A 1,113-nucleotide genomic window follows, 5' to 3' on the forward strand; every position below is an offset into this window, starting at 1 on the left:
TACGGTCAACAAAGGGATGAATAAATTGACCTTACGTGGCCAAGCCAAAGTGAATGCCCAGTGGCAACTGTACTGTCTTGTTCATAACATAGAAAAGTTGCAACAAGCGATGCACTAAGAAGGGGTAAGCCCTTTTTACCTCAAAAAACGCTTCAAACCCGCCTCAATCCCCCCTAAAGCGCACTAAAAAAACCAACAAAACTGCATGTTAAATAATAATCTAAACAACACTAAATAATTGAATCAAAATATAAACTCAGATATTGTTTATTCATTAATCAAAATAAATTTAAAAACGAGTAATTCTACAGGCTCGTTAGGTGATCAGATGTGAGTACTAAGAAGAATGCAGTTGTTGCCATACTTTGCCTTATTCCTACAGTAGTCCTTTTATCGTTTGTAACCTTTAATAATGACTGCCTTAAAGAAAATGAAGCCAAAGTCATATTCGAAGAAGCTGCTCAATTAGAGATAAATGGCGACCTTAAAGGATCTCGTATAAAATACAAAATTATTGATGCAAATGCATGTACAAATTATAAACTGCGTGGTGAGGCGTTTAATAAAGCCGTAGCGATTCAAAAGGTACTTCTCAAATCTTGAGTGTCTCTTAAATCACCTAACACATATGAGCCTCCCGCCAGTCAATAGGCGAGCTTAACTTATTTGACTGCTCTTGCAGTCAAATTCAAATCAATCAACAAATTCATCTACTTCGTATGTCGGTTAGCTGTCAAATCATCGTTTACAGCAAACACATATAGAGGCTCTCTTAGTGCGATCTTATCGCTGCCTGACGCTTTCCAGATCCTTTGGAATATCAGGGGCACTAGACATTTATCGGTTAACCCTAAGATGGCACTATTCAAGTCTCAGGTGCTTTATGCACAGTTAGTTTCAGGCTCATTTAAGGTGTAAACGACTTTGTTGATTGTATTTATTAATGCGCGCCAATAAGGTGTCTAATCAAAAGGCGATGTAGCTTAAGTAGCATTTGGCATAGTGATGATGGTGAGAAGTCATTGCTTCATTAGCCACATCATTCACGGTCATGCTCACTTCTCTTTTTAAGAGTATCTAGTTAGACGTTCAGCTCACCTTATTGCGCGACTT

Annotated in this window: 2 protein-coding genes; both read left to right on the forward strand. The window is 38.0% G+C overall.

All coding sequences use genetic code 11. The features are described 5' to 3' along the window. The coding region (locus tag H5185_RS22225) for a transposase (protein WP_182743335.1) at positions 1–118 on the forward strand (118 nt) is incomplete at its 5' end. Positions 119–330: 212 nt separating this feature from the next. Further along, on the forward strand, positions 331–603 hold the full coding sequence (locus tag H5185_RS22230) for a hypothetical protein (RefSeq protein WP_124017029.1): 273 nt from the start codon (positions 331–333) through the stop codon (positions 601–603). The last annotated feature ends 510 nt before the right edge of the window (positions 604–1,113 follow it).

Source organism: Shewanella sp. SG44-6 (assembly GCF_014164185.1).
GTDB classification, from domain to species: domain Bacteria; phylum Pseudomonadota; class Gammaproteobacteria; order Enterobacterales; family Shewanellaceae; genus Shewanella; species Shewanella vesiculosa.